The organism is Shigella sp. FC1967 (assembly GCF_001743005.1).
Classification (GTDB): Bacteria; Pseudomonadota; Gammaproteobacteria; order Enterobacterales; family Enterobacteriaceae; genus Proteus.
Genome location: NZ_MIIZ01000362.1, coordinates 1 through 234, shown reverse-complemented (window position 1 = coordinate 234; position 234 = coordinate 1). Strand labels below are relative to the sequence as shown.

Annotated in this window: 1 rRNA gene; it reads right to left on the bottom strand. The window is 50.9% G+C overall.

Going from position 1 to position 234, the window contains the following annotated elements:
• Window positions 1-234 (bottom strand): 23S ribosomal RNA (locus BHE89_RS03215); the annotation flags it as partial.

Below are 234 nucleotides of genomic sequence, written 5' to 3'. Positions count from 1 at the left end.
AGTTTGCATCGAGTTGGTAAGTCGGGATGACCCCTAGTCGAAACAGTGCTCTACCCCCGAAGATGAGTTCACGAGGCGCTACCTAAATAGCTTTCGGGGGAGAACCAGCTATCTCCCGGTTTGATTGGCCTTTCACCCCCATCCACAAGTCATCCGCTAATTTTTCAACATTAGTCGGTTCGGTCCTCCAGTTAGTGTTACCCAACCTTCAACCTGCCCATGGATAGATCACCG